Here is a 22334-nt window from a genome sequence, read left to right as displayed (position 1 = left end):
CCTCAGGGATCGGGGCTGATGCAATAGCCGCCGCCGCGGTGGGTGTGGATCAGCGGCTTGTCGAAACCCTTGTCGACCTTCTGGCGCAGGCGGCTGATGTGGACGTCGACCACGTTGGTCTGGGGATCGAAGTGGAAATCCCAGACACCTTCGAAGAGCATGGTGCGGGTCACCACCTTGCCGGAATGGCGCATCAGGTACTCCAGCAGCTTGAACTCCTGAGGGCGCAGGTCGATGGGCCGGCCGGCGCGGCTCACCTTGCGGGTCAGCAGGTCCATTTTCAGGTCGTCGACCTGCAACTCGGTCTGTTGGGCGATGTTGTGCGGCCGCCGCAGCAGCGCCTCCAGGCGCGCCAGCAGTTCGGAAAAGGCGAAGGGCTTGGAGAGGTAGTCGTCGCCGCCGGCGCGCAGGCCCGTCACCCGCTCGTCGACATGAGCCAGCGCGCTGAGGATCAGCACCGGCACCGGCAGTTCGGCGGCGCGCAGCGCCTTGACGATGGCCAGGCCGTCCAGCCCCGGCAGCATGCGGTCGACGATGATGGCGTCGTACTTGCCGCTGGTGGCCTGGTGCAGGCCGTCGCGGCCGTCCTCCGCCCAGTCGGTGGTGTAGCCGCACTCGGCCAGGCCCTTCAGGATGTAGTCGGCGGTCTTCTTGTCGTCCTCGATGACCAGAATACGCATCGCTTCGCTGCTCGCTGGGCGGTTCCGGGCGGCTGGCCGTGCGCGCTGCGCGGTTTGCCGCCGGTATCCCGCCCTATATGGGACTTCCCGCTGCTTCGGCAACAGACCGATTTTCCTCCCGGGGGTTCGCGAAAACAAGCGCAGGGCCGTCCGAAGCGCGCCGGACGGCCCTGCTCCCGGCATTTTCGGGTCCGGGCAGGAAGAACTCCGCCCTATGCGATGCCGAGCTTCAGGCCCAGGTAGAGGTCCTGGCCGTTGCGCTTGACGAGCATCAGCACCGCCTTCCGGTCCGCGGCCTTGGCCGCCTCGACCTTACTCTCGACTTGCTGAGGCTCGGTCACCGCGGCGCCGTCGATCTGTTGGATGACATCGCCGGAGCGCAGGCTCTGCTGGAAGACCGAGCCCTCCTCGATGTCGAGCACCAGGACGCCGCGCAGGCTCTTGTCCAGGCCGTACCTGGCGCGGAGCGCTGGCGTCAGGGCGGCGAGCCGTGCATCCAGCGCGGGCGCATGATAGCTGCCGTCCGGGGCCGCTTCGCCGTCCGCCGCGGCCATCTGCCGCCGGTCGGGCTGCAGGCCGGTCACGACGGCCAGGGTCTCCTCCGAACCCTTGCGCCAGATCTTCATCTCGGCCTCCGTTCCCGCCGGGTGCTGGGCGACGGTGCGGGCCAGGTCGCGGGTGCCGTCGATCTTCTCGCCGGCGAAGCTCAGGATTACGTCGCCGGACTTGAGGCCGGCCTTCTGCGCCGGGCTGTCCGGGGTGACCTCGGCGACGATGGCGCCGGTGGGCCCGCTCAGGCCCAGCGCCTCGGCCAGGTCCGGCGTCACCTTCTGGATCTGCACGCCCAGCCAGCCGCGCTCCACGCTGCCCTTCTCGCGCAGCTGGGCGACCACCGACTTCACCATGTTGGAGGGAATGGCGAAGCCGATGCCGACGCTGCCGCCGTTGGGCGAATAGATGGCGGTGTTCACGCCGACGACGTTGCCGTCCAGATCGAACAGCGGGCCGCCGGAGTTGCCGCGGTTGATGGAGGCGTCGATCTGCAGGAAGTCGTCATAGGGGCCGGCTTGGATGTTGCGGCCGCGCGCCGAGATGATGCCGGCGGTCACGGTGCCGCCCAGGCCGAAGGGGTTGCCCACGGCCATGACCCAGTCGCCGACCTCGGCCTGGTCGGAATCGCCCAGGGTCAGAGCGGGCAGCGGCTTGCCGGCGTCGATTTTCAGCAGCGCCAGGTCGGTCTGCGGATCGACGCCGATGACCTTGGCGGGATAGACGCTCTCGTCGGTCAGGCGGATGGTCACCTCGCTGGCGTGGTCGACCACGTGGTTGTTGGTCACCACGTAGCCGGCCGGATCGACGATGAAGCCGGAGCCCAGCGCGGTGGCGTGCCGCGGGGCCGCCTGCGGTTGGCCGTGCTCACCGAACTGTTGGCGGAACTGCTTGAAGAAGTCCTCGAAGGGCGAACCGGGGAAGTCGAAGGGCATGCCCTGCATGTTGCCTTCCGGCGCCTGGATCTCCTGGGTCGAGGCGATGTTGACCACCGCCGGACTGACCTTCTTGGCCAGGTCGGCGAAGCTCTCCGGCGCCTGGGCCGCGGCGGCGATGCCGCTCCACACGATGATGGAGGCTGCGACTGAGGTTGCGGCCAGTCCGGCGCCCCGGCATCGAAGGGGCCGCCCAGGGCCTGCGGGCCCGCGTGCGACTGCGATCTGCGACATGGTTGGGTTCTCCCTTGGCTGTGCAAATCCGCTGGGCGCGGAATGCTGCCCGCGCCTTTGCATGCAAGATGGGGAGACGCCGCTGACCGCGCGACTACAGGCGGATTAACTTGCTGTCATCGTCCGGGAAATCAGGGCTGGGCCGGCGGCAATCCGGCGCGCAGGTAGGAGATCACCTGCCAGGTCTGGTCCTCGTTGAGGCGGTCCTTGAAGGCCGGCATGGCGGTGCCGAACGGCTGGCCGCCCTCGGCGACGGTCCACAGCAGGTACTCGTCGGCGGCGCCCTGGTCCTTGCTCAGCTCGGTCAGCAGCGCCGGCGAGGGGATGAGGTCGAGCCCGGCGTCGCCGTCGCCCCGGCCGCGCGGGCCGTGGCAGGACTTGCAGTTGGCTTCGTAGACCTCGCGTCCGGCATCGATGGCCTTGGTCACGTTGGGATAGGGGTTGCGCTGGCTGCGGTATTCGACGGGCACGCCGGCCTGGAGGAACTCGATGTGGCGCTGGCCGCGGGCCTTCAACTGCGGCGGGGCATTGCGCGGGTCCCATTTGGGGCCGCCGCGGATTTCCACGTTCCAGGGGTCGAGCCCCGGCATGCGCGGCTCCACGTCGTCCTGCGCCTGGGCCACCTCCTCTGCCGGCGCCGGGCCTGCCAGCCACGACAGCGCCGCCAGCGCGAGGCCGCCGGCCAGCGCCATGCGGCACAGGCTCGCGGCAGGGCGGGGCCCGGCCTTTTGGTGGGTCGTCGCTTTCATGGCCAGGCTTCCTCCCGATATCGCTCGCGCCCGGCGCCGCCGGGGCTTCAGGCTTAGGGCCGCAGGGTCGCAGGGACCATGAGGTAAATCAAGGTGCCGGGGCGTTCAGCCCAGGAAATGGGCGGCCAGGGCCATGGTGAGCGGCAGGGTGACGAAGGCGAGGCCGGTCTGCAGCGTGACGATGGCGGCCATCAGCGGCGCATCGCCGCCCAGTTGGCGGGCCAGGGTGTAGGCGGAAGAGGCCGTGGGCACCGCACCGAACAGCAGGGCCACCAGGGTCTCGGTCTGGCTCAGGTCCATGACCTGGGCCAGGGCGACGATGGCCAGCGGGAAGACCGCCAGCTTGCCGAGGCTGGAGAGCAGCAGCGGCAGGGCCGAGGCGGCCATGGCGCGGATGTGGATGTTGGCGCCGACGCAGAGCAGCACCACCGGCAGGGCGGCGCCGCCCAGCAGGCGCGTTACGTCGTGGACCACCGGGATCGGGCCGTTTCCGAGGATGTTCCAGGCGACCCCCAGGCCGACCGAGAGGATGAGCGGATTGCGCGCCAGGTCGCGCAGGATGGAAGTGAGGATGCGCTTTTCGTCCGGCCCGCGCACCAGGCTGACCATGAGGGTCACCATGGTGACGTTGGTGGTGGGGATCAGCAGCGAGGTGGCCACGGCGGCGATGGCCAGGCCCTCGGTGCCGTACAGCCGCTCGGCCACCGCCAGGGCGATGAAGGTGTTGTGCCGCGCCGCGCCCTGCAGGATCGAGGAGGCGACCGGCCCCGGCAGCCCGGCGGCCTTGGAGGCCAGCAGGCCGAAAACCGTGGCCGCCGCGAAGGCGCCCAGGATCACCACCGCGTAGGCGCCGACGACCGAGGGCGCCAGCACGATGGTCGAGGTCTTGTTGAACAGCAGCGCCGGCATCAGCACCCAGTAGACCAGCCGGTCGTTCAGGTTCCAGAACTCCAGGCTGGGAATGCCGCCGCGCCGCAGCAGGTGCCCCAGCACGATCAGCACGAAGATCGGGGCGATGGACAGCAGGATGTGCAGCACGGGGCGGTGTCCGGGAGGGCGGCGGCGGAGCGTCATCTTGGGGCGCGCCGGGCAGCTTGAAAACCCCCTTGCATCGGGCGGGGACGCTGACTAATCCTAACGCCAGCGCAAGGCGGCCCCGGCTGCGTCTTGGGGCCGCGCCTTGGGCGGGTATGATGTAATGGTAGCCTGTCAGCTTCCCAAGCTGAACGCGCGGGTTCGATTCCCGCTACCCGCTCCAACGCCGTCTCCCCGATATCGCTGATTATGGCTGCGGCCGCCGGGCCTAAGCCCTTGAAGTGGCACGCTTTGCAGACCGCGCTGGCGCCCGCGCGGCCCCGAAGTCGAGTATGGCCGTGGGGCTCCCCTTCATCTATACTGCAATGCAACAAACAAGATTGCTTCACGCAAAATCTGGGGGAACAACGACTTGAGTCCGATTCAAGCCGGCGGCCGCCTTACGCGTTCGGGGACGCCGCCCTTCCGCAAGCTGCTGGTCGCCAACCGCAGCGAGATCGCCATCCGCGTGCTGCGCGCCGCCAGCGAGCTGGGTATCCGCACCGTGGCGATCTTCTCCCACGAGGACCGCTTCGCGCTGCACCGCTTCAAGGCGGACCAGTCCTTCCTGGTCGGCAAGGGCAAGGAGCCGGTGGCGGCCTACCTGGACATCGACGACATCCTGCGCGTGGCCCACGACGCAAAGGTCGACGCCATCCATCCCGGCTACGGTTTCCTTTCCGAGAACCCGGACTTCGCGGAGGCCTGCGCCAAGGCCGGCATCACCTTCATCGGGCCGAAGCCGGAGACCATGCGCGGCTTCGGCTCCAAGGTCGCGGCGCGCGCCCTGGCCGAGCAGGCGGGTATCCCGGTCATGCCGGCGACCGGCGCGCTGCCTTACGACGAAAAGGAAGTCGAGGCGCTGGCCGAGCAGGTCGGCTATCCGATCATGGCCAAGGCGAGCTGGGGCGGCGGCGGGCGCGGCATGCGCGTCATCGAGGGGCCGGAGGAACTGCACGAGCAGATCGCCGCCGGGCGGCGCGAGTCCAAGGCCGCCTTCGGCAACGACGAGATCTTCCTGGAGAAACTGGTGCGCCAGGCGCGCCACGTCGAGGTGCAGGTCCTGGGCGACAGCCACGGCAACGTCATCCACCTCTTCGAGCGCGACTGCTCCATGCAGCGGCGCAACCAGAAGATCGTCGAGCGCGCGCCCGCGCCCTACCTCAGCGAGGCCAAGCGCGCCGAGCTCTGCGACGCCGCCGTGCGCCTGGCGCAGACCGCGAAGTACGAATGCGCCGGCACGGTCGAGTTCCTCATGGATGCCGAGACCGACAAGATCTACTTCATCGAGGTGAACCCGCGCATCCAGGTGGAGCACACGGTGACCGAGGAGGTGACCGGCGTCGACCTGGTGAAGGCGCAGATCCGCATCGCCGCGGGGGCGCGCATCGGCGAGCCGGAGAGCGGCGTGCCGCCGCAGCATCAACTGCAGCTGCGCGGCCATGCCCTGCAGTGCCGCATCACCACCGAAGACCCGCTGAACAAGTTCATCCCCGACTACGGGCGCATCACCGCCTACCGCGGCGCCACCGGCTTCGGGATCAGGCTGGACGGCGGCACCGCCTATTCCGGCGCCCTCATCACGCCCTTCTACGATTCTCTGCTGGAGAAGGTGACGGCCTGGGGCGCGACGCCGGAGGAGGCCATCGCGCGCATGGACCGCGCGCTGCGCGAGTTCCGCATTCGCGGCGTGGCGACGAACCTCTGGTTCCTGGAGGCGGTCATCGGCCATCCCAAGTTCCAGAGCGGCGAGGCGACCACCCGCTTCATCGACGAGACGCCGGAGCTCTTCCAGTTCCACCGCCGCCGCGACCGCGCCACGCGCCTGCTGACCTACATCGGCGACGTCATCGTCAACGGCAACCCCGAGGTCGAGGGGCGGCCTGATCCCGGGCCCCAGGTGCGCCAGGGAGTGCCGGCCGCCGTGCTGCCGGACATTCCAGCCGCCGCGATGGCCAAGGACCCGCCGCCGGGCACGAAGCAGAAACTCGACGAACTGGGGCCGGAGAAGTTCGCCCGGTGGATGCTGGAGCGCAAGGAACTGCTGCTCACCGACACCACCATGCGCGACGCACATCAGTCGCTCTTCGCCACGCGCATGCGCAGCTACGACATCACCGCCGTCGCGCCTCACTACGCGCGCCTGCTGCCCAACCTCTTCTCGCTGGAGTGCTGGGGCGGGGCCACTTTCGACGTCTCCATGCGGTTTCTCATGGAAGACCCCTGGGAGCGCCTGGCGACGCTGCGCGAAGCGCTGCCCAACGTGCTGCTGCAGATGCTGACGCGCGGCTCCAACGGCGTCGGCTATTCGAACTATCCGGACAACGTGGTGAAGCACTTCATCGCCCAGGCCGCGGCGGCGGGCATGGACATCTTCCGCGTCTTCGATTCGCTGAACTGGATGGAGAACATGCGCGTCTCCATCGACGCCATCCGCGAGGCGGGCAAGCTCTGCGAGGCGGCGATCTGCTACACCGGCGACCTCTCCAGCCCGCATGAGACGAAGTACACGCTGAAGTACTACGTGGATCTGGCCAAGGAGATGGAGGCCGCCGGTGCTCACATCCTGGGCATCAAGGACATGGGCGGTCTCTGCAAGCCCGCCGCCGCGCGCCTGCTGGTGGAAACGCTGAAGCAGGAAATCGGCCTGCCGATCCACTTCCACACCCATGACACCTCGGGCATCTCCGCGGCCTCGGTGCTGGCGGCGGCGGAAGCCGGGGTCGATGCCGCCGACGCGGCCATGGACGCCATGAGCGGCCTCACCTCGCAGCCCAACCTGGGCTCCATCGCCGCGGCCTTGGAGGGAAGCGAGCGCGACCCGGGCCTGGACCATGCGAATCTGCGCCAGATCTCCACTTACTGGGAGGGCGCGCGGCGCTACTACCGTGCTTTCGAGAGCGAGATGCGCTCGGGCGCTTCCTCGGTCTACGACCACGGCATGCCCGGCGGCCAGTTCACCAACCTGCAGGAGCAGGCGCGCTCCCTGGGTCTCGCTCAGCGGTGGCCGGAGGTGGAGAAGGCCTATGCCCAGGTGAACAGGCTGTTCGGCGACATCGTCAAGGTGACGCCGACATCGAAGGTGGTGGGCGACCTGGCGCTCTACATGGTCTCCAACGGTCTGACGCCGGAGGACATCGAGGATCCCAAGAAGGAGATCGCCTTCCCCGCCTCGGTCATCGCCCTCTTCAGGGGCGAGGTGGGCCAGCCCTACGGCGGTTTCCCCGAAGCCCTGCAGAAGAAGATCCTGAAGGGCGAGGCGCCCTTGACCGAACGGCGCGGCGCGCTGCTGCCGCCGGCCGACCTGGCGGCGGCGCGCAAGGAGGCCGAGAAAAAGGCCCGCCGCCACATCAGCGAGACGGAGCTGTCCTCCTACCTCATGTATCCGGAAGTCTTCGTCGACTACGCGACCCACCGCCGCGCCTACTCGAACACCGCGGTGCTGCCGACGCCGGTCTACTTCTACGGCATGGAGCCGGGCCAGGAGGTGGCGGTGGAGATCGAGCGGGGCAAGACCCTGATCATCACCTTCCTGGCCACGAGCGATCCCGACGACGAGGGCCAGCGCACGGTCTTCTTCGAGCTGAACGGCCAGCCGCGCACCGTGAAGGTGCTGGACAAGGCCCTGGCCGCCTCCGGCAAGGTGCGCCGCAAGGCCGACGACGCCGACCCGGCCCAGGTCGGCGCGCCCATGCCGGGGATGATCGTCAACGTCTGCGACGCCGGCAGCAAGGTGAAGCAGGGCGACCGCCTCTTCACCATCGAGGCCATGAAGATGGAGACCGCGGTCTACGCCGACATGGACGGCAAGGTCGCCGAGGTGGTTGCCCACACCGGCCAGCGCGTCGAACCCCACGACCTGGTGGTGGTGCTGGAGCCGGTTTAGGGGCGGCACAGCAAGTGATCGCCGGGTCCGCGTCTGTGGCCCCACCTCCCTCCTGACCTCCCCCCATCAAGGGGGGAGGGATATCAATCGGCGTTTCAGTAAAGAAGTTCCCTCCCCCTTGGATGGGGGAGGGTTAGGATGGGGGTGACGCTCTTTCCGCGGCAAGCCGGCCACCGGGATCAGCGATTTTGCTCTCTTGCCCAATCGCATTTCCCTCAAATCCCGGATTTAAATTTTCCTAAAGGCGCGACCGCTATTCGATATGCCGGTGTGGTGTATACGAGGTGTGTGACCATGCGTGCAAAGGCTGCTTCTGCCGCTTTGGCGCTGCTTTTCCCTGTGGTTTTCGCCGGCCCCGCCGGGGCCGCTTCGCCGCTGGCCGAGGACCAACAGGCCACGGCGCGCGCGCAGATCGCGCACATCACCACTGAGGGTTTCGAGGCGATGCTGGCCGCCTCGGTGGAGGACCAGGGCGGCATCGAGACCGAAGAGGGCGATACCCTGCGCGTGGAGCTGCGCGACGAGGCCAAGGTGCTGTTCTTCACCCGGCCCGGCCACCGCGCCCACCCGGGCGTCGTCGAGGTCAGGATCGTCGAGGAGGAAAACGGCCCCGGCGTCGACACCGCCGGCTGGTGGGCCGGCGACGGCCAGGCCTTCGAAGCCTGGTTCCGCGTCTTCAAGCGCCGCAACGACCGCCTCCGCCGCCAGTGGCAGATGGAGGCGGGCCCCTTCTGAGGATTCCCGTCAGGCTGAGGCCAGCGGCGCCGAGGAGTCTTCATTGAAGGCCTTCAGGGTGTGCTCGAACATCTCCGGCTTCAGGTCGCGCACGATGAAGACGATGCGCGAGGCGCGCTGCTCGTCAGGCCAGGCTTCCAGGCGCACCGGCGGGTGGAAGACGTGCTGCACGCCGTGGATGACGATCGGCTCATCCGCGCCCTCGACGTTCAGGATGCCCTTGATGCGCAGGATGTCGGCGCCGTAGAGAGTGATCAGCATCTCGACCCAGGAATTGAAACGGTCCCAGTCCAGCGGCCGGTCGTAGGTCAGGCAGAAGGCGCGGATCGACGCGTCGTGCCGGTTCGGGTCGTGCGCGTGGTGGTGGCCGTGATGGCTATGACCGTGGTGGTGATCGCCATGCTCTTCGTAGGCCTCGGCCTTGAGCCAGCGCTGCACGTCGGTGGTCTTGGTCGTGGGGTCGTAGAGCCCGGCGTTGAACAGTTCGGCCGGTGCGATCTCGCCCTGCACCACGCGCAGGATCGGCGCCGCCGGGTTCAGTTCGCGCAGGCGCTCTTCCAGGGTTTCCAGGGTCCCGGGTTCCGCCAGGTCGCTCTTGGTGACGAGGATGCGGTCGGCGACGGCGGCCTGCTTCACCGATTCGATGTGGCGGTCCAGCGTCGCCCCGCCGTTGACGGCATCGACCGTGGCGATGACCCCGTCCAGACGGAAGCGCTCCGACAGCAGCGGATCGCTCATGACGGTCTGCAGGATGGGCGCCGGGTCGGCCAGGCCGGTGGTCTCGATGACGAGGCGTTGGAAGGGCGGCACCTCGCGCTTCACCCGCCGCCTGAAGAGGTCGCGCATGCCGGTGACGAGGTCGCCGCGCACGGTGCAGCACAGACAGCCGCTGTTCAGCAGCACGGTGTCCTCGGTGGCCTTCTCGATCAGATGGTGGTCCAGGCCGATCTCGCCGAACTCGTTGACGATGACCGCCGTCTCCTCCATGCCCGGATGTGCGAGCAGGTGGCGCAGCAGCGTGGTCTTGCCGCTGCCCAGGAAGCCGGTGAGGATGGAGGCCGCCAGCGGCTCCTCGGGGATGGCGAGGTCGTCCTCTGCGGTCATCGGATCACAGTCCCCGCCGGCAGCGCAGGTGGTAGAAGGTCCAGAGCGTCGCCGTCAGCACCAGGATGGCGCCGGCCTGATGCAGCGCGCCGAGCGCCACCGGCACCACCAGCAGCAGGGTGATGATGCCCAGGGCCAGTTGGATGAGGGCCAGGATGGCCAGGGCGGCGAAACCGCCATGGGCGGCCGGTGCGATGTCGCGGCTCAGCGACCAGAACCACAGGGCCAGCGCCAGCGCCACCGTGGTCACGGCCAGCAGACGATGATTGAACTGCACCGCGGCGATGTTCTCGAAGAGGTTCGCGATCCAGGGCGAGAGGTCGCCGTACCCCAGGGGAATCAGCTCGCCGTCCATCAGCGGGAAGGTGTTGTAGCTGAGCCCGGCATTGAGCCCGGCGACGAAGCCGCCGGAGGCGATGGTGAGGGCGACCAGGGCGATCAGCGCCAGCAGGGCGCGGCGCAGTGTTGCGACGGCAGGGTCGTGGCTGCGCTCCGGCCGCGGCCAGAGCACGCCCAGCGCCAGCCAGAAGAGGTAGCCGTAGATGACCAGCGCCAGGGCCAGGTGGGCGGTCAGGCGGTACTGGCTGACGTCGGTCCGGTCGGCGAAGCCCGAGGCCACCATGAACCAGCCGAGCCCGCCCTGGGCCGCGCCCAGCGCCAGGGCGATCAGCAACTGTTTTCCCAGCGCCCGGTCGATGCGTCCGCGCCACCAGAACCAGGCCAGCGGCAGGGCGAAGACCACGCCGATGAGCCGGCCCCAGAGGCGGTGGATGTATTCCCACCAGAAGATGGTCTTGAACTCCGCCAGGCTCATGCCGGCGTTGACCTGTTGATACTCGGGGATCTGCCTGTAGAGCGCGAAGACGCGTTCCCACTCGGCCTGGCTCAGCGGCGGCAGGGCGCCGGTGAGCGGGGCCCATTCCATGATCGAGAGGCCGGATTCGGTCAGGCGCGTGATGGCGCCGATGACGGCCATGGCCAGGACCATGGCGGCGCAGCCCAGCAGCCAGATGCCGACGGCCAGCCGGGGGCTGGAATCGGTCTCGCTGTTGAAGCTTCCTGAGGTGGTGGCGGACATGAAGGAGCCCAGGTTTCGGTCGCTGCCCCGCTTGGGGGACTGCCGACAACCTACTGGGCGCAAAGGGGCCCGCCAAGCCCCTGCGACATCGTGGCCGCCGCGGCGTCTCCGGCGCCCGGCGGCGAGATCCCTGCGCGACGGACCGGGACCTGCCCGGCGGCGCTTCGCCGGCGGGCGGCCGGCCTCAGTGCAGCGTCAGATAGGCGTCCGCGAAGCGGGTTTCGGCCGGCTTGATGATGGGAATGTTGGCCACCTTCACCGAATGCAGCGGGCCGTCCAGGTGCTTTTCCCAGAAATCCAGGAACTTGCGCAGCTCGGGATAGCGCGGGGCCAGGTCGTATTCCTGCCAGATATAGCTTTGCAGCAGCGCGGGATGATCCGGCAGGTGGTAGAGAATCTCGGCCGTGGTCAGCCGGTAATCGTTCAACTGACGAACAAAATCGCTCATCGTCCCTCCTCTCCATCCGTCCCAGGGCCGCGAAAGACCCTTTGGACCCCGATAGGGACCAAGATTGCCCACCTGTTGGAAAAATCTCAACAGGATAAGCTTAATAAAACAATAACTTAGCAGCCTATGTCTGGGAGTGCTGCCAATCTTCGCGGGCCCTCGAGAAGGCCCGCTCCGGGAGAGGAGGGAACGGAAGGGCGGCGCTCAGAGCCGGGTGTAGCGGGCCCGCGCGCCGCGTTCGATGGCGGCGGCCGGCAGGCGGCCGACAGCCAGGCGGTGGCGCAGCATCTCCAGCAGGCGCAGCTCTTCCTGGCTGGCCTTGCCGTCGGCGGCGGCCACGTCCAGGGCGACCGCGTAGGCGGTTTCCTTCAGTTTTTCCGGCAGGCCGGCGACGATCTGGCTCAGCACCTTCTCCAGGCCGTTGTCCTCGGAAATCAGCTCGGCGCAGGCCTGGGCCTCCTTGGGCAGCTTTTCCAGGTCGTAGTCGGCGAAAACCGGCAGGTGCGAGACGATCTCGCCGATGGTCTTCAACTCGGCGTCGGTCATGTCGCGGTCGGCCGCGGAAACCAGGACCATGGTGTGGACGAGGGCCGTGTGATGCTGGGACATTGCGTCTTGCTTCTCGCTGTACAGGTTGGGGCGGGCACGATGGGCCCTCAATGGACTGCCCGGGGGCGGCAGAGACTAGTCAGGCCGCGCCCGCAAGGTCAAGGCCCGGCGGCCCCGCGTGCGTCTCGCGCAGCCCCTTGCACGGAACGCAGAGGGGCCTGCGGTCTTTGCGCTCGACAGCCGCCTGCCCGGTGGGCAATGTCCGCGCCATGGGCCCGATCCTCAACGTCGTCTTCCCGATCTTCGCCATCATGGCGGCGGGCTACGCCGCCGGCTATTTCCGCATTCTCGGCGCGGCGAGCAGCGAGGCGCTGAACCGCTTCGTCTATTTCATCGCGCTGCCGGCGCTGTTCTTCGTTTCCATGGCGCGGGTCTCGCTGCAGGACGTCTTCAACCTGCCCTTTCTCGGCGCCTACGGCGGCGGCGCGGCGGCGACCTTCCTGCTCGCCGTGGCGGTGGCGAAGTTCGCCTTTCCCAACCGCCTCGGCGCGCTGGGCCTGGCCGGGCTCTCGGCCAACTTCGCCAACACCGGCTATATGGGCATCCCGCTGCTGATGCTGGCCTTCGGCGAGGCGGGGATGCTGCCGGCCATCATCTCGACCATCCTCAACGGCGCCGTCATCATGGCCTTCGGCATCGTGCTGCTGGAACTGGACGTGCACCGGGGCAAGGGCGGCCTGGTGGTGGTGAAGAGCGCGCTGCGCGGCGTCGCGCGCTCGCCACTGGTGCTCTCCGCCGCCGGCGGCCTGCTGGTCTCCGGCCTCGGCATTCCGCTGCCCCAGGCGATCGCCGCTTTCTGCGACATCCTCGGCGCCTCGGCAGGCCCCTGCGCGCTCTTCGCCATCGGCCTCTTCATGGTCGGCAAGTCGCCCACCGCCGGCATGACCGAAGTGTCCTGGCTGGTTTTCCTGAAGCTGCTGTTCCAGCCGCTGGTCACCTGGTGGCTGGCCTTCCACGTTTTCACCATGGAGCCGATCTGGGCCGCCGGCGCCCTCATCCAGTCGGCGCTGCCGACCGGCGCGCTGGTCTTCGTGCTGGCCCAGCAGTACGACATCTACGTACAGCGCTCGACCGCCGTCATCCTGCTGTCGACGGTGGCCTCGCTGGTCACGCTCTCGGCGCTCTTCGTCTGGTTGGGGATCGGCTGAGGCTTGGGGAGGAAGATGCCGGCGGGCGCAAGGGGTCGCCCGCCGGCCGGCCCAGGCGCCTTTAGGCTTCGTCGCCTGCCGCTGGGGCTCTCTTGCGGCCGGTGAACATAGCCCGCACCAGGTTCTCGTGGTGCTTCAGGCTGGCCAGGGCCACGCCGGCCACATGCAGGCCGACGAGAACCAATAGAACGTTGGCCAGGACCTCGTGGACTTCCTCGACCCAGTCATCGCCCCAAAACATGTCCAGGGTGGTCATCCAGCCCGTCAGGCAGAGCGCCGCAAGGCTGAGGATGAGAGCCAGGATCATTGCCCCGCCGGCCGGATTGTGGCCGAGGTAGCGGCGCTCCCGGCCGCTCATCAGGTCCCTCAGGTAGGCGGCGACGGTTCCGGGCGCGCGCAGGAACTGGGTGAAGCGGGCGTAACGCGGCCCGACAAGCCCCCAGGCCAGGCGGAAGGCGATGAGCGCCGCCGCCGTGTAGCCCGCCCAGATGTGCAGGTCATCCCACTCGTCGGCCGTGATCCAGGCCACCGCGAAGGAGGCGACCAGGGACCAGTGGAAGATCCGGACCAGGGGGTCCCAGACTTTAACCGTCTCCGCCATGGTCTCGGCTCCCGCGATCTCAGCTCTTGGTCTTCACGACCGCGAAGGTCTTGGGATCGAAGTAGACCTCCATCCGCTTGCCCTCGGCATCGGTGCCGTAGACCTCGTAGCAGCCGTCGTCGACCTTGACCTTCTTCACCTTCCAGCCCTCGCCTTCCAGCTTCTGCTGCAGGGCCTCCTGCGGCTGCCAGTCGGCCTTCGGCACGCTGCACTTGTCGCTGGCGACGGCGGCGCCGGAAGCCAGCGTGGCGACGGCGGCGGCCAGCGCGGCGGAGATAACCATGGACTTCATCGCAATACCTCGTGATGGATTGGGGTTCGGGGTTTGAACGGCGTCAGTTCTGGCCCGCCGCGCTGACGGGAAACTGAAGTGGACGGAAAGAGTTGTTCAGCTTGGCGTAAGCTTGCTATGGGAAGTCCGCAGAACCCCTGGGCCGGCCCCTACTTGGTCCTTTTTTTGGCCGTTCTTTGCCCCTGCCGGCGGGTGGCCGGCGCAGCAATGCAGGCAGTCGATGCGCGTTCTCTTGATCGAAGACGAGCCGGTTCTCGGCCAGGCGGTGCAGGAACAGGTCGCCGCCGACGGACATGCCGTCGACTGGGTGACCCGCCTGGACGAGGCCGACGCCGCCCTGCGCGCGGTCGATTACGGTCTGGTGCTGCTGGATCTGCATCTGCCCGACGGGCGCGGTCTGGACCTGCTGAAAACCCTGCGGCGCGGCGGCGACCGGCGCCCCGTCATCATCCTCACCGCGCGCGACCAGATCAGCGACCGTATCGAGGGGTTGAACGCCGGCGCCGACGACTATCTGGTGAAGCCCTTCGACCTGGACGAGCTCAGCGCGCGGGTCATGGCCGTCTCGCGGCGCTACGCCGGCAATCCCAATCCGCTGGTCGCCGTCGGCGAGCTGAAGATCGACAAGGCGGCACGGCGCGTGTGGCGCGGCGAGGAGGCCATCGATCTCACCAAGCGGGAGTGGGCGATTCTCGATCTGCTGACCCAGCGGGCGACGGCGGTGATCTCCAAGGAGCAGATGGAAGAGGCGCTCTACGACTTCGGATCGGAGATCGAGAGCAACACCGTGGAGGTGCACATCAGCCGCCTGCGCAAGAAGCTCGGGCGCGACGCCATTCATACCGTGCGCGGCGTCGGCTATCGCCTGGGCAGCGATTGATGGGCGGCACCCCAAGGCGGTGGAGCATCTCGCGGCGGCTGATTTCCAGCCTGACCGCGGCGTTGAGTCTGCTCTGGCTGCTTGCCGCCGGGGTGGCCGCCGGCATCGTCAACCACGAGGTCAACGAGGTCTTCGACAGCGCCCTGCAGGAAACCGCGCAGCGCCTGGCGCCGCTGGTGGTCAACGGCTTCACGCTGCGAGGGAACGAAGACGATGACGACGACGATGATGATGACGACGACGACGACAAAGACAAAGACGACGACTCCTATGAAGCCCGCGTGATCTCGGAGAGCCTGGAGTTCGCCGCGCACGAGGAATACCTGGTCTATCAGGTCCGCGACGCCCGTGGCCGCGTCCTGCTGCGTTCTCACGATGCGCCGGTGGAAGCCTTCCCCGTGGCGTTGCAGCGCGGCCACGCGGAGGTCGAAGGCTGGCGCTTCTTCACCGAGCGCGTGCCGAAGGAGGGGATCTTCATCACCGTCGGCGAGTTGATGGCCCACCGCCGTGAAGCGGTTTACGAAACCCTGGGGGGCGTGGCGGCGCCGCTGGGCGTGCTCATCCCCCTGGCGGGCTTCGTCATCTTCTGGACCGTGCGCCGCGGCCTGGCGCCGGTGGCCGAAGTGCGCTCCGCCCTGGCTGCCCGCGGCGGCGGCGATCTGTCGCCGATCCCCTACGAGGCCATGCCGGAGGAGCTGGCGCCCATCATCGAGGACGTCAACGGCCTGCTGGCACGCCTTGGACGGGTGCTGGAGAGCGAACGCGCCTTCGCCGCCAACTCGGCCCACGAATTGCGCACGCCGGTGGCCGCGGCCCTGGCCCAGACCCAGCGCCTGGCGGTCGAACTGCGCGGCGCGCCGCAGCAGGCGCGCATCGACCAGATCGCCGCGACCCTGCATCGCCTCGGCGACCTAGTGGAGAAACTCCTGCAACTCGCCCGCGCCGAGTCGGGCATCGCCCTCAGTCGCGCTCCCGTGGACGTCATGCCGGCCTTCCGCCTGGTGGTGGAGGAGTTCATGCGGCGCGGCGGCAGTGCCGGGCGGCTGCACTTCGATGACGGCGGCCGGTCGCGGCTGGTGGCGCGCATCGACATCGACGCCTTCGCCATCGTCCTGCGCAACCTCATCGACAACGCCCTGCATCACGGCCGCGAGGGCGGGCCGGTGGTGGTCCATATCGAAAGCGACGGTTCCATTCACGTGGTCAACGGCGGGCCGCTGGTGCCGCCGCAGCGCCTCGCCACCCTGACCCGCCGGTTCGAGCGCGGCGCGGCCGAGACGCCGGGCGCCGGCCTGGGCCTCGCCATCGTCGAGACCATCCTCGCCCAGTCCGGCGGCAGCCTGGAACTGCTGTCACCGGCGCGCGGGCGCAGCGACGGCTTCGAGGCGGTTCTGCGGCTTGACCTTCGTGAGGGGGCCGAGGTTCAGCCAGGCGCGTAGCGCGCGGCGGGCCCGCGCGCTGCCGATCGCTTCCAGCCGCCCGCAGTTGAGTGCCTTCGTCAAAGGCAGGTCGCCGCGCACGATGTAGATCATGTCCGGCAAGGTGCAGGCGAGGTAGAGATCGACCTCGAAGCCCGGGTCCTCCAGGCAGAGTTCGCAGTTGTCCTCCCGGTTGATGAACCACCAGAGGCGCTTGTCCCTGGGCTGGTCGGTGAACTCCACCTGCACCAGGGACTGGCGCTTGCCGAAGGCGGTGGCGTCGGCGCCGCGCTCCAGCGACCAGACCAGCAGACCCAGGTCGATCTCGCCCTCCACCAATTGACGGCGCGACCAGCGCTGGCCCCAGGTGCCCAGTGCGACCACCAGGGGGATGAACTCGCGCCCCGGCGCGGTCAGGTGGTAGGTCTTGCCGCGCCCGCCCTTTTGCGGGCGGGTCTCGACGATGCCTTCGGCCTCCAATTGCTTCAGGCGCTTCGACAGCAGGGTCGGCGACATCAGCGGTACGCCGCGCTGCAGCTCGGAAAATCGCGTCGCGCCGGCCGCCAGGTCGCGCACGATCAGCGGCGTCCAGCGCTCGCAGAACAGCTCGGAGGCTTTGGCGACGGGGCAGAACTGGCCGTAGCTCTTCATGGCTTCCTCCTTTGTGCCCGGCGCGAAGCTTAACACCCCCTTTTTGACCCGGCGAACTACACTTTGTGGACTATCCCGGCGGCGGCTTGCCCTGCCAGCCTTCTCGCAGTGATCCGCGACGAAAACATTGGAGGTCGATGATGCAGGCAAGCCAAGCCATGGAAAGCGGCCAGCTCACCAAGACGGCGGCCGAGGTCTACGAGGAGTTCTTCGTCCCCGCCCTTTTCGGCGAATGGGCGTCGCGGACCTGCGAAGCCGCCGGGATCGCCGCAGGGCGTCGCCTGCTCGACGTCGCCTGCGGCACCGGTTGCGTCGCCCGCGAGGCGGCGCGGCGCGGCGCGGATGTCACCGGACTGGACCCCAATGAAGGCATGTTGGCGGTGGCCCGGCGTCTCGCCCCAAAAATCGACTGGCGTGAGGGCGCCGCCGAAGCGCTTCCCTTTGGCGACGGCGCTTTCGACGCCGTCACCTGCCAGTTCGGCCTCATGTTCTTCGAGGACCGGGTGATGGCGCTGGCGGAAATGTGGCGCGTCGTGAAGCCCGGCGGCCGCCTCGTCGTCGCCACCTGGGACGCGCTGGAGCGCACGCCGGGCTATGCCGCCATGGTCGCGCTGCTGCAGCGGCTCTTCGGCGACGAGGTTGCGGATGGCTTGCGAGCACCCTTCGTGCTGGGCGATCCGGCGGAGCTGCTGGGTCTCTTCGAGGCCGCCGGCATTCCCGGCGCGACGCTCGACATCCAGGTCGGCACCGCGCGCTTTCCCTCCCTCGCCGACTGGGTCCACACCGACGTGAAGGGCTGGACGCTGGCCGACGTCCTCGACGACGCGCAGTACGAGCTGTTGCAGGAGGAAGCGCAGCAGGAACTGAAGCGCTTCGCCACGGCGGAGGGAACCGTGCGCTTCGACTCGCCCGCGCACATCGTCACGGCGGTGAAGGGGTGAGCTCGTCTCTCCCCGTATCCTCCCTCGTCACCCTCGGGACAAGCCCGAGCATGACAATAGAGGGATTGCGACCGCGCCGGCTCACTCCTTCCCCTCTCCCCTGAGTGGGAGAGAGAGGGTGAGGGGGATAAGCGCAGCGGCGCTTCAGTCCCTTCCCACAAACTCCCGCACCGCCGCCACGGCATCGGCCAGGCCCACGCGCTCGGCCGTCACTTCCGGCGGGAAGGCGTCGAGCAGGCGGGAGGGCAGGGGGTCGAGCAGCACGAAGACGCCGCGGTCGTCGGCGCGGCGGATGAGGCGGCCGTAGGCCTGGCGCAGTTTCAGGCGGGTCAGGCGCTCGTCGTAGGCGCGGCCCCCGAAGACCTCGCGCCTGGCCTTGTGGATGATGTCGGGGCGCGGCCAGGGCACGCGGTCGAAGGCGATGAGGCGCAGGGCGCGGCCCGGCACGTCGACGCCGTCGCGCACCGCATCGGTGCCCAAGAGGCAGGAGTCCTCCTCGGCGCGAAAGATGTCGACCAGGGTGCCGGTGTCGAGGCCGTCGACATGCTGGCTGTAGAGCGTCAACCCTTCGTCGGCCAGCGGTTGGGCGATCTGTCTCTGCACCGCGCGCAGCCGGGCGATGGCGGTGAAGAGGCCGAGCCCGCCGCCGCCCGCGGCCAGGAACAGCTCGCGGTAGGCGCTGGCGAGCTGGCTGAGATCGCCGCGCTTCAGGTCGTGGACGATGAGGATGCGCGTCTGCTGCGCGTAGTCGAAAGGCGAGGGCAGGGAGAGGCGCGCCACGTTCGCCATGAGGTGGTTGATGCCGAGGCGCGCTTCGGCCGCCTGCCAGGCATCGGCGGAGTGCACATCTTCGCCGTTGGCATGCTTCCCGCTGTCGTCGGTCAGCGTCGCCGAGGTGATGAGCAGGCCGTGGGCGCTCTGGCCCAGGCTGGCGGCGAAGGGGCGGCTGGGGTCGACCCAGTGGCGGTAGAGCCCGACGTCGATGTCGCGGCCCTCGATGCGCTCCACGGCGAACCAGTCGCAGAATTCCGGCGGCGTCTCCTCCTCCAGCGCCTTCAGCATCTCGCGCCAGGCGGCGATGGGCCCGATCGCGCGGGTCTCCAGGCCGCGCACCGCCGCCTCGACGCGCCGCCGGCTGTCGCTGTCCAGGCTGTCGGCCTCGTCGTCCAGGCGCAGCACCAGCAGCTTGCGCAGCTTGGCCAAGGGGCTGGCCAGGGCCCCCAGGTCGTCGGCCAGGACTTCGGCCGCCTCCAGCAGACCCTCGACCGGCGGGTGGGCCGGGGCCTCCAGGCTGTAGGGCTGGTCCTGTCCGCCGGCGCGGGCGTAGACCTGGCGCCCGGCGAGCAGCAGGAAGCCTTCGGTGGCGCCTTCGGGGCGGCCTTCCTCGACGCGCTGGCGCCAGCCCTCGCCGGCCAGCACCTTGGCCGCCTTCAGGGTCTCTTCCAGGGCCTCCAGCGCCTGCGCATCGTCGCCGATCAGGTCCTCCAGGCGGCGCTGCAGGCCGCGCATCCGGCTGGTTCCGCGCCGTCCGCCCTCGGCCCCCAGGATCCAGCGGCGCAGCTCGCGGGACTCCAGGCCGCTCAGGTGCGCGGCGAAGGCGCTGTCGGCGGCGTCGAAGAGCTGGTGGCCCTCGTCGAAGACGTAGCGCGTCGGCAACTGGCCGTCGTCGCCGCCGCCCATGGCCGCCTGGATCAGCACCAGGGCGTGGTTGGCGATGACGATCTCCGCCTGGCGGGCCGAGCGCACCGAGCGCTCGATGAAGCACTTCTTGTAGTGCTGGCAGGCTGAGTAGATGCACTCGCCGCGGCGGTCGGCGAGGCCCAGGGTGCGCAGGGGGCCGAAGAGATCGGGGAACCAGCCGGGGAAGTCGCCGCCCACCATGTCGCCGTTCCTCGTGCGCGCCGCCCAGCGCGCCATGAGGCCCAGGACCACGCCGTCCTGCGGGCGCGCCTGGGCCACGGCTTCGGCGAGGTTCAAGAGGCAGAGGTAGTTCTCCCGCCCCTTGCGGATCACCACCTTGCGGGCGCGCTCGCCCGGTTCGGGAAGAAGCCGCGCCAGCTCGTCGTCGACCTGGCCCTGCAGGTTGCGGGTGTAGGTCGAGATCCAGACGGCGGCCTTGTTGCGCTCGGCCCAGAGCGAAGCCGGAGCGAGGTAGCCCAGGGTCTTGCCGGTGCCGGTGCCGGCCTCGGCCAGCACCACCTGCGGTTCGCCCTCGTTCTCCCGCGGGGCGAAGGCGGCGGCCGCCGCCGCGGCGTAGTCGGCCTGCTGCGGGCGCGGCTCCGCATCCTCGTCAAGCAGGTCGGAGAGGCGGCGGCGGGCCTCCTCGGCGTTCACCGGTGCCGTGCCGGGGGCGCCGCGCGGCGGGCGCTCCTCCCACTCCGGCAGGCGCTCCCAGACCCGGAAGCCCAGGCTGCGCTTGGGCAGCGGGGCGCCGCCGTCGCCGAAACCGAGCGCCGCCACCACGTAGGGTCCCCAGAGCCAGCCGGCCTGGGCCATGAGCCAGGCGATCCCTGGGGCGTCGCGGTCGCCACCCAGTTCCGAGGCCCCCCGCGCCGCCAGCTCGGTCAGCAGGGCCTGGGCGAGGCCGGGCAGGGCGATGGCGGCGGCCTCCCGGTCTTCCGGCTTGGGTCGGCCCAGGGCCTGGGCCAGGCCGTGCGGCGTCGGCGCGCAGAAGCTGGCCGGACGCACGAAGGCGAAGAGCTCCAGCAGGTCGAAGGCCGGGAAGGGGTCGCTTTCCAGGCGCCGCGCAGTGGCCTTCGCGTGGCACAGCAGCGGCGCGCTCTGCCGGGCCCGCCGGGCCGCCTCGGCGGGCTTCAGGCTCAGGACCTCGCCTTCCTCCGGGTCGATCCACACCGCCCGGCCGATGCCGGCCAGCAGCACCGGGGCCGCCGGCAGGCGCAGGCCGGGGGCGGTGACGGCGGGTGGGGATATTTCCGAAGGAAGCGACGTAGAACTCATCGCTGGACTATAACGGGAACAACTGGGCCGCGCATGTGGATATGCCGGTGGTCTGGCACTCCCGGGGTGGAATCGGTCTATGCTGGCGGGCCGGCGGGGCGAAAGCTCCGGCGCCGGCAGAGGTCCGGTCGAAGGAGTGGGATGAGTTTTGCCGTTGCGGTGGAAGGCGAGACCGTGAGCGGGGGCGATGCCGATCTGGCTGCCCTGCTGGACGGGAACAAGGCGGCCTGGGATCGCTTCGTGGCGCGCCACGCGGCGGTAATCTTTGCCGCGGTGCGCCGCCGGCTGGTGCCGGCCGGGCGTACCTCGGACGCGGAGGATGTGGTGCAGGACGTCTTCGTAAAGCTGTGCCAGCACGATTTCAGGCTGCTGCGCGGCTACGACGAATCGCGGGCCAAGATCACGACCTGGCTAACGGTGGTGGCCAATTCGGCGGCGATCGACCACCTGCGGCGCCTGCGCCGGCGTACCGAGGACATCGAGGCGCAGCCGGAGGCGGTGCTGGCGGTCGATCCGGTGATCCCGGAGAAGGTGAAGATCCCCGACGGTCTGCTCTCCCCGCGCCAGGCCCTGGTGCTGGAGCTGCTGTACCGGCGCGACATGACACCGGGCGAGGCGGCGGAGGTGATCGGCATCGACCCGCAGACCGTGCGCTCCATGCATCACAAGGCGCTGGTGAAGCTGCGCGGGCATTTTCAGGCGGAAATGGGGGAAGACCGCTAGGCGCGGGGATATTTCCCGCCCTGGCGGCGTAAGACGGTTCAAGGGGTTAGAGGTTGAGAGAGACATGAGGGAAGACAAGACCAAGACGAAAGAGGGCGCGGCCCTCTGGCGCCGGGCCCGCGAGGCCGGGGCGCCTCCGGGAACGCTCCGGGACGCGGAGCGTGGGGCGCCCGAGGCGCTGTGGCTGGCCGCCTACCTGGACGGCAGCCTGGCGGAGGACGAGGCGGCGCGCCTGGAGGCGCGGCTGGCCGGCGACCCGGCCCTGCTGGACGAAGTCCTGGCCCTGCGCGAGACGCTGGCGGCCGGGCCCGAGGCGGCTCCGGCTGCGGTGGTGACGCGCGCCCAGGCCCTGCGGCCGCGGCCGCAGGACGCCCGGCGGTTCCCGCAAGAGGCCTGGCGGGCGGCGCCGGAGGGGAGAGGCGCCTGGATTGGGCACCTCCTTGCCGGCTGGCTGCGCCCGGCGGTGCCGGCCTTCGCCACGGTGGCCCTGGTGCTGGCCTGTGCCGGCGCCTTCGAACTGGGCCGCTATCAGGGCGAACAGCTGGACGTCGCCCAGTCCGCCCAGTCCGCCGAGGTTGCCGGCGGCGACCTGCCGGTCGACCTGCTGCTGGAAGACCTGATCTAGTTTTTTGGAAAGCAAG

At 69.2% G+C, this 22334-nt stretch carries 20 protein-coding genes and 1 tRNA gene; 9 read left to right on the top strand and 12 right to left on the bottom strand.

The window, feature by feature from the left end:
• Positions 1–2: 2 nt before the first annotated feature.
• From AAFN88_RS00495 to AAFN88_RS00480, 4 genes are all read right to left on the bottom strand, one after another.
• On the bottom strand, positions 3–680 hold the full coding sequence (locus AAFN88_RS00495; protein WP_347517537.1) for a response regulator transcription factor: 678 nt from the start codon (positions 678–680) through the stop codon (positions 3–5).
• A gap of 212 nt (positions 681–892) precedes the next feature.
• A complete protein-coding gene (locus tag AAFN88_RS00490) occupies positions 893–2398 on the bottom strand; it encodes a DegQ family serine endoprotease (RefSeq protein ID WP_347517536.1) in 1506 nt (501 codons plus the stop codon).
• Between the two features lie 131 nt (positions 2399–2529).
• Positions 2530–3147, bottom strand: a complete 618-nt coding sequence (locus tag AAFN88_RS00485) for a cytochrome c (protein WP_347517535.1) — start codon at positions 3145–3147, stop codon at positions 2530–2532.
• 105 nt (positions 3148–3252) lie between these two features.
• Positions 3253–4221: an AEC family transporter gene (locus AAFN88_RS00480; protein WP_347517534.1), complete on the bottom strand. Its 969-nt coding sequence runs from the start codon at positions 4219–4221 to the stop codon at positions 3253–3255.
• A 110-nt stretch (positions 4222–4331) separates the two neighbouring features.
• On the opposite strand from AAFN88_RS00480, the gene AAFN88_RS00475 reads away from it, so the two are divergent.
• From AAFN88_RS00475 to AAFN88_RS00465, 3 genes are all read left to right on the top strand, one after another.
• Positions 4332–4405, top strand: a tRNA-Gly gene (locus AAFN88_RS00475).
• 189 nt (positions 4406–4594) lie between these two features.
• Positions 4595–8107 (top strand): pyruvate carboxylase, encoded by a 3513-nt coding sequence (locus tag AAFN88_RS00470; RefSeq protein WP_347517533.1) that lies wholly within the window; start codon positions 4595–4597, stop codon positions 8105–8107.
• Between the two features lie 294 nt (positions 8108–8401).
• Positions 8402–8842 (top strand): hypothetical protein, encoded by a 441-nt coding sequence (locus tag AAFN88_RS00465; protein ID WP_347517532.1) that lies wholly within the window; start codon positions 8402–8404, stop codon positions 8840–8842.
• Positions 8843–8851: 9 nt separating this feature from the next.
• Here the strand turns inward: AAFN88_RS00465 and AAFN88_RS00460 are convergent, their stop codons facing one another.
• From AAFN88_RS00460 to AAFN88_RS00445, 4 genes are all read right to left on the bottom strand, one after another.
• Positions 8852–9946 carry a GTP-binding protein gene (locus AAFN88_RS00460; RefSeq protein ID WP_347517531.1) on the bottom strand — a complete coding sequence of 365 codons (1095 nt, stop codon included), beginning with the start codon at positions 9944–9946 and terminating at the stop codon, positions 8852–8854.
• A gap of 4 nt (positions 9947–9950) precedes the next feature.
• On the bottom strand, positions 9951–11024 hold the full coding sequence (locus tag AAFN88_RS00455; protein WP_347517530.1) for a COX15/CtaA family protein: 1074 nt from the start codon (positions 11022–11024) through the stop codon (positions 9951–9953).
• Between the two features lie 184 nt (positions 11025–11208).
• Positions 11209–11472: a Usg family protein gene (locus AAFN88_RS00450; protein WP_347517529.1), complete on the bottom strand. Its 264-nt coding sequence runs from the start codon at positions 11470–11472 to the stop codon at positions 11209–11211.
• A 204-nt stretch (positions 11473–11676) separates the two neighbouring features.
• Entirely contained in the window at positions 11677–12081 is a 405-nt protein-coding gene (locus AAFN88_RS00445) for a tellurite resistance TerB family protein (protein WP_347517528.1), read from the bottom strand.
• A gap of 167 nt (positions 12082–12248) precedes the next feature.
• Between AAFN88_RS00445 and AAFN88_RS00440 the strand changes: the two genes are divergently transcribed.
• Complete coding sequence (locus tag AAFN88_RS00440) at positions 12249–13229, top strand: AEC family transporter (RefSeq protein WP_347517527.1); 981 nt, start codon at positions 12249–12251, stop codon at positions 13227–13229.
• A 61-nt stretch (positions 13230–13290) separates the two neighbouring features.
• Here the strand turns inward: AAFN88_RS00440 and AAFN88_RS00435 are convergent, their stop codons facing one another.
• Both AAFN88_RS00435 and AAFN88_RS00430 read right to left on the bottom strand, forming a co-directional pair.
• Positions 13291–13830 carry a cytochrome b/b6 domain-containing protein gene (locus AAFN88_RS00435; protein ID WP_347517526.1) on the bottom strand — a complete coding sequence of 180 codons (540 nt, stop codon included), beginning with the start codon at positions 13828–13830 and terminating at the stop codon, positions 13291–13293.
• A 19-nt stretch (positions 13831–13849) separates the two neighbouring features.
• On the bottom strand, positions 13850–14122 hold the full coding sequence (locus AAFN88_RS00430; RefSeq protein ID WP_347517525.1) for a PepSY domain-containing protein: 273 nt from the start codon (positions 14120–14122) through the stop codon (positions 13850–13852).
• 220 nt (positions 14123–14342) lie between these two features.
• Between AAFN88_RS00430 and AAFN88_RS00425 the strand changes: the two genes are divergently transcribed.
• Positions 14343–15002: a response regulator gene (locus tag AAFN88_RS00425; RefSeq protein ID WP_347517524.1), complete on the top strand. Its 660-nt coding sequence runs from the start codon at positions 14343–14345 to the stop codon at positions 15000–15002.
• The gene (locus tag AAFN88_RS00420; protein ID WP_347517523.1) at positions 15002–16441 is read left to right on the top strand and encodes a HAMP domain-containing sensor histidine kinase; all 1440 of its coding nucleotides are present in this window, start codon (positions 15002–15004) and stop codon (positions 16439–16441) included. Before AAFN88_RS00425 ends, AAFN88_RS00420 begins: the two co-directional genes overlap by 1 nt.
• Here the strand turns inward: AAFN88_RS00420 and AAFN88_RS00415 are convergent.
• Positions 16355–17071: a helix-turn-helix domain-containing protein gene (locus AAFN88_RS00415; protein ID WP_347517522.1), complete on the bottom strand. Its 717-nt coding sequence runs from the start codon at positions 17069–17071 to the stop codon at positions 16355–16357. The genes AAFN88_RS00420 and AAFN88_RS00415 overlap by 87 nt on opposite strands.
• A gap of 140 nt (positions 17072–17211) precedes the next feature.
• On the opposite strand from AAFN88_RS00415, the gene AAFN88_RS00410 reads away from it, so the two are divergent.
• On the top strand, positions 17212–18012 hold the full coding sequence (locus AAFN88_RS00410; RefSeq protein ID WP_347517521.1) for a methyltransferase domain-containing protein: 801 nt from the start codon (positions 17212–17214) through the stop codon (positions 18010–18012).
• 144 nt (positions 18013–18156) lie between these two features.
• On the opposite strand, the gene AAFN88_RS00405 is transcribed toward AAFN88_RS00410, so the two are convergent.
• Entirely contained in the window at positions 18157–20970 is a 2814-nt protein-coding gene (locus AAFN88_RS00405; protein ID WP_347517520.1) for an ATP-dependent DNA helicase, read from the bottom strand.
• 141 nt (positions 20971–21111) lie between these two features.
• Between AAFN88_RS00405 and AAFN88_RS00400 the strand changes: the two genes are divergently transcribed.
• Together AAFN88_RS00400 and AAFN88_RS00395 are read left to right on the top strand one after the other, a co-directional pair.
• Complete coding sequence (locus AAFN88_RS00400) at positions 21112–21693, top strand: sigma-70 family RNA polymerase sigma factor (protein WP_347517519.1); 582 nt, start codon at positions 21112–21114, stop codon at positions 21691–21693.
• A 64-nt stretch (positions 21694–21757) separates the two neighbouring features.
• A complete protein-coding gene (locus tag AAFN88_RS00395; RefSeq protein ID WP_347517518.1) occupies positions 21758–22318 on the top strand; it encodes a hypothetical protein in 561 nt (186 codons plus the stop codon).
• Positions 22319–22334 lie beyond the last annotated feature (16 nt).

Origin of the sequence: Pelagibius sp. CAU 1746, from assembly GCF_039839785.1 — a bacterium.
In the GTDB taxonomy this organism is placed as follows: Bacteria; Pseudomonadota; Alphaproteobacteria; order Kiloniellales; family Kiloniellaceae; genus Pelagibius.
Note: the sequence above shows the minus strand (reverse complement) of the source record. Positions and strands in the feature narration are given on the sequence as shown.

Excerpts from the sequence above, each read along its gene's own strand:
- AAFN88_RS00495 (WP_347517537.1), bottom strand. The coding sequence starts at position 680 with ATGCGTATTCTGGTCATCGAGGACGACAAGAAGACCGCCGACTACATC.
- AAFN88_RS00490 (WP_347517536.1), bottom strand. The coding sequence starts at position 2,398 with ATGTCGCAGATCGCAGTCGCACGCGGGCCCGCAGGCCCTGGGCGGCCC.
- AAFN88_RS00485 (WP_347517535.1), bottom strand. The coding sequence starts at position 3,147 with ATGAAAGCGACGACCCACCAAAAGGCCGGGCCCCGCCCTGCCGCGAGC.
- AAFN88_RS00480 (WP_347517534.1), bottom strand. The coding sequence starts at position 4,221 with ATGACGCTCCGCCGCCGCCCTCCCGGACACCGCCCCGTGCTGCACATC.
- AAFN88_RS00465 (WP_347517532.1), top strand. The coding sequence starts at position 8,402 with ATGCGTGCAAAGGCTGCTTCTGCCGCTTTGGCGCTGCTTTTCCCTGTG.
- AAFN88_RS00460 (WP_347517531.1), bottom strand. The coding sequence starts at position 9,946 with ATGACCGCAGAGGACGACCTCGCCATCCCCGAGGAGCCGCTGGCGGCC.
- AAFN88_RS00455 (WP_347517530.1), bottom strand. The coding sequence starts at position 11,024 with ATGTCCGCCACCACCTCAGGAAGCTTCAACAGCGAGACCGATTCCAGC.
- AAFN88_RS00450 (WP_347517529.1), bottom strand. The coding sequence starts at position 11,472 with ATGAGCGATTTTGTTCGTCAGTTGAACGATTACCGGCTGACCACGGCC.
- AAFN88_RS00445 (WP_347517528.1), bottom strand. The coding sequence starts at position 12,081 with ATGTCCCAGCATCACACGGCCCTCGTCCACACCATGGTCCTGGTTTCC.
- AAFN88_RS00435 (WP_347517526.1), bottom strand. The coding sequence starts at position 13,830 with ATGGCGGAGACGGTTAAAGTCTGGGACCCCCTGGTCCGGATCTTCCAC.
- AAFN88_RS00430 (WP_347517525.1), bottom strand. The coding sequence starts at position 14,122 with ATGAAGTCCATGGTTATCTCCGCCGCGCTGGCCGCCGCCGTCGCCACG.
- AAFN88_RS00425 (WP_347517524.1), top strand. The coding sequence starts at position 14,343 with ATGCGCGTTCTCTTGATCGAAGACGAGCCGGTTCTCGGCCAGGCGGTG.
- AAFN88_RS00420 (WP_347517523.1), top strand. The coding sequence starts at position 15,002 with ATGGGCGGCACCCCAAGGCGGTGGAGCATCTCGCGGCGGCTGATTTCC.
- AAFN88_RS00415 (WP_347517522.1), bottom strand. The coding sequence starts at position 17,071 with ATGAAGAGCTACGGCCAGTTCTGCCCCGTCGCCAAAGCCTCCGAGCTG.
- AAFN88_RS00410 (WP_347517521.1), top strand. The coding sequence starts at position 17,212 with ATGCAGGCAAGCCAAGCCATGGAAAGCGGCCAGCTCACCAAGACGGCG.
- AAFN88_RS00405 (WP_347517520.1), bottom strand. The coding sequence starts at position 20,970 with ATGAGTTCTACGTCGCTTCCTTCGGAAATATCCCCACCCGCCGTCACC.
- AAFN88_RS00400 (WP_347517519.1), top strand. The coding sequence starts at position 21,112 with ATGAGTTTTGCCGTTGCGGTGGAAGGCGAGACCGTGAGCGGGGGCGAT.
- AAFN88_RS00395 (WP_347517518.1), top strand. The coding sequence starts at position 21,758 with ATGAGGGAAGACAAGACCAAGACGAAAGAGGGCGCGGCCCTCTGGCGC.